Annotated in this window: 7 protein-coding genes; 2 read left to right on the top strand and 5 right to left on the bottom strand. The window is 46.9% G+C overall.

The genetic code is table 11. The annotated features are described in order from the left end of the window. Window positions 1–194: 194 nt before the first annotated feature. The gene (locus tag H6F93_RS21105) at window positions 195–374 is read left to right on the top strand and encodes a hypothetical protein (protein WP_190684898.1); all 180 of its coding nucleotides are present in this window, start codon (window positions 195–197) and stop codon (window positions 372–374) included. Here the strand turns inward: H6F93_RS21105 and H6F93_RS21100 are convergent. The 5 genes from H6F93_RS21100 to H6F93_RS21080 all read right to left on the bottom strand — a co-directional run bounded on the left by H6F93_RS21100 (window position 371) and on the right by H6F93_RS21080 (window position 5,054). After that, window positions 371–826, bottom strand: coding sequence for a CAAD domain-containing protein (locus tag H6F93_RS21100; RefSeq protein WP_190641856.1), 456 nt, complete (start codon window positions 824–826; stop codon window positions 371–373). The two genes, H6F93_RS21105 and H6F93_RS21100, sit on opposite strands and share 4 nt — an antisense overlap. A 318-nt stretch (window positions 827–1,144) precedes the next feature. After that, on the bottom strand, window positions 1,145–2,065 hold the full coding sequence (locus H6F93_RS21095; RefSeq protein ID WP_190684895.1) for an SGNH/GDSL hydrolase family protein: 921 nt from the start codon (window positions 2,063–2,065) through the stop codon (window positions 1,145–1,147). A 184-nt stretch (window positions 2,066–2,249) separates the two neighbouring features. Continuing rightward, window positions 2,250–3,785, bottom strand: coding sequence for an ammonium transporter (locus H6F93_RS21090; RefSeq protein ID WP_242043544.1), 1,536 nt, complete (start codon window positions 3,783–3,785; stop codon window positions 2,250–2,252). 462 nt (window positions 3,786–4,247) lie between these two features. Next, complete coding sequence (locus H6F93_RS21085) at window positions 4,248–4,625, bottom strand: cupin domain-containing protein (protein ID WP_190684886.1); 378 nt, start codon at window positions 4,623–4,625, stop codon at window positions 4,248–4,250. Between the two features lie 120 nt (window positions 4,626–4,745). After that, a complete protein-coding gene (locus H6F93_RS21080) occupies window positions 4,746–5,054 on the bottom strand; it encodes a hypothetical protein (protein ID WP_190641852.1) in 309 nt (102 codons plus the stop codon). A gap of 774 nt (window positions 5,055–5,828) precedes the next feature. On the opposite strand from H6F93_RS21080, the gene H6F93_RS21075 reads away from it, so the two are divergent. After that, window positions 5,829–6,356 (top strand): helix-turn-helix transcriptional regulator, encoded by a 528-nt coding sequence (locus H6F93_RS21075; protein ID WP_190641851.1) that lies wholly within the window; start codon window positions 5,829–5,831, stop codon window positions 6,354–6,356. Window positions 6,357–6,401 lie beyond the last annotated feature (45 nt).

Genomic DNA, 6,401 nt, shown 5'->3' with positions numbered 1-6,401 from the left:
AACCACTCTGTGATACTTGTTCAGACTCCGCTGGAGCGGAAACAAAGCGCACCGTCAGGCTGAGGTCTAATCTACGTACAGGCTTGGTTATCCCTAGGGGCGAATCAGAGTACTTCACTCCTGACAGGGTCTATCAGCAGTCTCGCTGATGCTGGCGCTTACATACAAGGGGCGTAGCATTCGGCAAAAGAATTGTGCCTCGGCAGCAGAGATTGCGACCGAATGCTTCGCCCCTACTGATACCGCTACTCTACAGACAGATTTGGTATGAGCAGCTTGCAAATCCTACCGATTATCATCACCAGAAACTTGAAAAGCGAAGGCGTTCTAATCCTGCCCTCGCCTTTCAAGTTTTGCTCAAAGGCGATCGCTAGACTTTAGGAGAACCTTGACCCAGGACCTGCTCTCTCAGAGAGTTGAAATCATCAGCCAGTTCTTTGCGATTAGAAGCCCGCAACAGATAGCGGTAAACGAACCAGGCAGAGTAGCCCAAACCAATCAGCTTCAACGATGGCTCAAGCAGTGGAATATCATCAAGCGAGTCTAGAATTGCTAGAACTAGCTTTGCCAAAACAATTGTCCCAAAGATCAAGCCGATTGAGATGATTGGCCGTCTGTATTCGCTGAAAAACTCGGTTAGATACTCCGGTAAATCAGCCAAAAAACCAGAGACTTTTTCTCCAATTTGCCGCCATTGCTCTTGCGACTCACTGGTCGTCGTGAATTGAGTAATGGTTCCAGCATCCTCTCCATCAAGGCTGACTTTGGTGGTTTCAACCTCGGTCACGACTTCGGAATTGATATCTTGCTTCACTTCAGGATCCATAGTGACACCTTGAAACAGCTTAAATAAACTTTTGTTAAAGGATATCTCAACTTGCTGTCGCTTAACAGCAGAGTTGCCGATTTCCTCCTATTTGCTCAGACTTGCTCAAAGATGCTTGCTCAAGTTTGCTCAAACATACCTGACACTAAAGCAGAGTTTGGGCAATTGCAAGAGACGCAAGACAGATTCATGAGTTTTGTAAACTCCACCCAAAGATAATTCGCTATAAAGCTACTCTCAGTCAGTTGCGGAACGGGTTAAAGGACTAAACCGTTGCTCAAACATAGTGATTTACCCGTCGCTACGGTTCTGCTACTGTTACTCCTCCACCTCAAGCTTTGTTTGGCTAAAGATTTGCAGGGCTGAACTCCAGACCAGGTAGCCTTGAGCGCTGAGGTGGAGTCCGTCGGTGCTGAGTTCGGGGCGCAGGTTGCCTGCGGTGTCGGTAAACAGAGGATGCAAGTCAAGGTAATGCACGCCCTCTTGAACGGCGATCGCCTCTAGTTCCTGGTTTAGTTCCCGGATGTAGCTGTTGGGAATTTCTAAAAGCCGCGATCGCCCTTCCCACACCGCTTGCTCCGCCCCATGCGGCAAAATTGACTGAACAACGATTTCAGCCTGAGGATGTTGCTCTTTCAATGTCTGTATGATCAGGCGCTGATTTGCTAGCAGCGTCTCATCAGACACGCCGTGAATCAGGTCATTAATACCAATCATGACAAACAGCGTTTCTGGCTTGGTTGTGCGAAACAGGTCCAGCCGCCTCAGCAAGCCAGCAGAGGTTTCACCTGAAATTCCTTGGTTGAGCCAGTCCCGTTCAGCTAGGAGCAACTGAGACGGAAACCACAGGCTGAGAGAGTCTCCTACCAAAATCGTCAGGCGATCGGGTGGGTTCGCGGCGGCTGCCTGAGCTTCCTGCTCTAGCAGATTCACCCATTGCTGGTAGGTTAACTGATGACGTGGTCCTAGCTGAGCCACCAGTGGGTAAGCCGAATTCACCAAATTAGGCTGAAGCAACACACTGGACTGAGCCACTAGGGCAGATGTTCTCGCGGGTGTGCGGGTGGTTAAGTTGATGCCCGCACTGTAATCACGAAACAAAAGCAATACGACTGATACAAGCAAAAAACTGTTGGTCATTAGAGAGAAAAGTGCCCACGTTGGCAAATCTCCCAAGTGCTGGCAGAAGACAGCAGATTTGATGAGACTCGCAACTGGCTTAAGACGGCGATCGCCCATCAGGTTTTTGAACTCTTATGGCGTAACGAATATTCAATGATTAGTTTAAACCGGAGGAAATAGCAGGCAACTAAGCTTAATAAAAAAAGCGGTAGGGGCGGCTCCCAAATCTTCAAGAACCACCACCGCCGCCTATTGTACTGAACCAAACTGGCTCAAATAAAGGTGCTATTAAAAACAGACCCTAGAGATTGGGTGAACTACCAGCGATACCAGTTGAGCCACTGGGGACATTAGCTGTATTGCCAGCCATGCCGCTCGTGTCTTTGATGAAGCCGCTGTAAGCTTCCATGCCGTGTTCGCCAATATCTAGACCGATTAGCTCTTCTTCCTCCGTTACACGGAGTCCTAGAGTTGCCTTCAGCGCTAACCAAAAGATGGTTGACAGTAGAACAGTCATACCGCCTACAGCCAAAATGCCGACAAGCTGGATGAATAGCTGGTTGATGCCACCCCCATAGAACAAGCCAACAGGACCTTCTTCTATCCCGTGGATGGCTGGGTTCGCAAACAGACCGAGTGCCAAGGTTCCCCAGGCACCGTTGACTAGGTGAACAGAAGTTGCACCAACGGGGTCGTCAATCTTGATGCTGTCGAAGAAATACACAGCGAAAACAACTAGGATGCCACCAATCGTACCGATGATAAGGGCAGGGACGTAGCCTACGAAGGCACAACTAGCAGTAACTGCAACTAAACCCGCCAAAATTCCGTTGATGATCATCGACAGGTCAGGCTTTCCAGACAATATCCAAGAAGTAATGGTTGCAGCAATTCCGCCTGCCGCTCCTGCCAGATTAGTGGTAAGAGCAATGTGTCCGATGCTGGCATTTACAGCCATCACAGAGCCAGGGTTAAAGCCAAACCAGCCGATCCACAGGATCAAGCATCCCAGTGTGGCGATCGACATGTTATGACCAGGTAGAGCAGTTGTGCCACCATCCTGATAACGACCAATCCGAGGACCCAGGAGAGCGGCTCCCATCAGGGCTGCCCAACCGCCAACCATGTGAACCACGGTTGAGCCAGCAAAATCCCAGAAACCAAATTCATAGAGCCATCCACCGCCCCAGATCCAGTGTCCGGTGATGGGGTAAGCAATACCCACAAGCAGCAGACTGAAAATCAAGAAGTCAACGAATTTGATTCGCTCGGCTACTGCACCAGAAACGATTGTCGCTGCGGTTCCGGCAAAAGCAACCTGAAATAGAAACTTAACGGTAAGGGGAATACCCGTCCAGTTAAGGGAACCAAAAACACCCTGATAAGCATCACCTGTCGCAGGGCTATTGTCTGCACCAGTGAGGAAGAAACCGTTTAGACCCACAAAGCCGTTGCCGTCACCAAACATGAGTCCAAACCCGATCGCCCAGAAAGCGATAGTCGCTAGAGCAAAAACAATCAGGTTTTTAGCCAGAACGTTGACAGCATTCTTTTGGCGGCAGAACCCGGTTTCTAACATACAGAAACCCGCGTTCATGAAAATAACTAGGATTGATGCAACCACAACCCAAAGAGTATCCAAGCCAACTCTCAGTTCTGCAACTGCTTCTTCAGGAGAAACATCCTGAGCAGTCGCACTGAAAGCACAGGCTAAGACAAGAATGCAGGCTAGAGGAATGCAAGCTTGCCAGCTTGGAGAGAGCTGCTTTACACAGGTTTTGATTTGTTCAAACAGAGTTGCAGGACTAGATAAATTGAGCTGCCGGTTGCGCGGCATTGACGTATCTCGGAGCGAGAACCGCCTATTTCTTCTTCTTTTTTTGAGCAACAGTTTAGACATCACTGGACGTTCCTTAATGAATGAAGCAAGTCCAACGACTCAGTGAGAGCCGTAGATTTTTGTGTTGGATTTAAGAGGAGCAGTCAGGATCTTAAATTTGAACTCCGTTGAGCGGAGCGATAGATTCTGAATCTACAGTTCACCGGGTAGCTCCATTGATTTCCGCTATCGCTTGATTAAAAGCTACATCTGGATGTCGAAGGGATACAGGTGAACAACATAGAGAACATGACGATTGCACCAATTCTGAGTAGCCTAATTCTGTATATGGGAATACATTTATCTACGCACGCGGCTTGAGAGGCTAAAAAGATAGCCTTTTTGGGGGATTTCACCAAAGCCGAAGTAATTTAACGGTTTTTTAAGTAAACGCATTCCCTGGCTGGTGCTGGCTTGATTTCAGGAGGGTGAGCGATCGCCATACACCGTCTCGTCCTCCGGTCTCCAAGCAGGATCAACAATGCAAATAAAGACTAATGGCTCGGTGCCGCTGTTGTAGACAAATTGCTCAGCATCCGGCGGAATATAAATAGTGTCCCCTGGCTCAACCCTCTGACTCTCATCGTCGATGTGCATCTCACCCGTGCCGCTGAGAATGTAGTAAACCTCAGAAGTCTTAAGGGAATGGGGGTAAGACGTTTGCCCCGCCGGGACGATCGCATGGGCAAGACTATATTGCAGCGCCAGAGGTTGCTTGTCAGGGTGTAGCAGCTCGCGCAGCAGCGTTCCATCCCCTGCAACAAACTCGTCACAAGCGTTGAGCTTTCGGATTAGCATTCGAATTTTTTTGCTTTAGAAGCATTGACAAAACAGCAGTTTTTGAAGAAAACGACGGTGCGCTTCTCTCCACAAACCACTATTGCATCTATTGCATCCAAAGTATTTTAAGGGAGTATTTCAGGGGCGAAATACAAGATTTGCTTCGGCTGCAGGTTGGTGGTCCATGCAGTCGATCGCCTCTTCAGTCAAAGCCATAGTTGGATGAACTGTGCACTTAAGGTGATAGTCGCCTGTAAAAAACTGACAGTTTGCACAGGGAATTTGATGCATTCGCTTAGCATTCGCGACTCCATCTTGAAGTGCAGTCCAGACACTCCAAACTGCCATGAGAATGAGTGACCAGGCAAATACAAAACAGAGCGGTACTAGGATAGGCTGGATGACTTGAACCAGCCAATGGGTTAGGAAGTAAAGAAATTGAAACACAGTAAGTCTACTCGAAGCAAAGTTTTACCAATAACTCCAACATAGTGGATCTGCCAAATTTGGAAACCTACATTTGGAGTATTTTGTAGGCAATATAGTGGAGCAGTTGGTATTGAAGCAGACAATATTCTGTTACACAAGCAAAATTTGTGTAACAGAATATTGTCTGCTTCTATTAAATTTCTGAATAATTTGTGAGAGCACCTACACGGAAGATGTTTGCTTTCACAAATTATTCTCATCGATCAAATATAAATTCAATCAGGCTGCTATATAGCAGTTCTAAATTAGTTATAAGACCGATTGGTTATGGGAGGCTTGGCCGTGGAAAGGTTGCTTCTCATAACCGATTTGAAATAGTTATAGAATCGCTGAAGGTGAAAGGAAAGGGATAAGTTTGTTTTCTGAAAAGATCCTTACTGACAAGAGTTCAATACTGTAGAGATAAGGTGCTTTTAGCAAAACCCATTCGACTTTCTATTAACTCTTTCACCCTAAAGGGTGAGGCTTGCTACTAGTAAAAATTCTTGAGCTAGCAACCAATTTTAAGACTGGTTGAATACCTAAATCGGTTATCAAACTGTAATCTTGCGAAGATAGCCGAAATTTGAGGGGCAGTTGTTGTAGTGTCATAAATCAAACTCGCTTACAGGCTCAGTTGATTTTCTATAGGACTCAATCCTCTTGATAAATGGAAGATGGTTTGGTAAGCCTAGCTTCCTAACATCTGCCTGTTCTAAGAGGTGAAATGTTGTTCATTCAAGCCCCCCTCTAATGGACATTCATAGCATCATAGAAGGTTTCATTGATGGCATTTTAATTCTGACAGATCAAGGTGAAGTCGTTTGTGTAAACTGCTGTGCTCGCCAGATTTGTGATAGCCTCAACCAGCGTAATTCAAGCTCTAGCTTAGTTCCCTCTAGAGTTTGGCGGATCTGTCAGTTAATGGTTGATAGTCGCACACTGTATCCCGACCATATTTTCATGATCGAAGATGAACTTGAAATGGGTGCATTTGATACGATTCGAGTTCGGGTGCAGTGGATTAATTTAGAAAATAGCGATCGCCCCTGTTTACTAGTTGCGCTGGAAGACAGATATCAATCTGCTAAAAAAATGGCGATCGCTGAACGGCAACGCTTTGGGTTAACCGATCGCGAATCAGAAGTCTGGCTACTGCGTCGCGCAAACTGCACCTATAAAACGATTGCGGCCAAGCTGCACATCACCGTTGACACGGTGAAAAAACACGTCAAAAGCATTCATGCCAAACGGCAGGATGTCATGTGGGCAGACGAATAGCGTCACGGTTTATAGCGCTAGTCACTGAAGTTAGAACAAGAGGCA

Source organism: Leptolyngbya sp. FACHB-671, assembly GCF_014695745.1.
Classification (GTDB): domain Bacteria; phylum Cyanobacteriota; class Cyanobacteriia; order Elainellales; family Elainellaceae; genus JAAUTN01.
Note: the sequence above shows the minus strand (reverse complement) of the source record. Positions and strands in the feature narration are given on the sequence as shown.

Excerpts from the sequence above, each read along its gene's own strand:
- H6F93_RS21100 (WP_190641856.1), bottom strand. The coding sequence starts at position 826 with ATGGATCCTGAAGTGAAGCAAGATATCAATTCCGAAGTCGTGACCGAG.
- H6F93_RS21095 (WP_190684895.1), bottom strand. The coding sequence starts at position 2,065 with ATGGGCGATCGCCGTCTTAAGCCAGTTGCGAGTCTCATCAAATCTGCT.
- H6F93_RS21090 (WP_242043544.1), bottom strand. The coding sequence starts at position 3,785 with ATGCCGCGCAACCGGCAGCTCAATTTATCTAGTCCTGCAACTCTGTTT.
- H6F93_RS21085 (WP_190684886.1), bottom strand. The coding sequence starts at position 4,625 with ATGCTAATCCGAAAGCTCAACGCTTGTGACGAGTTTGTTGCAGGGGAT.
- H6F93_RS21075 (WP_190641851.1), top strand. The coding sequence starts at position 5,829 with ATGGACATTCATAGCATCATAGAAGGTTTCATTGATGGCATTTTAATT.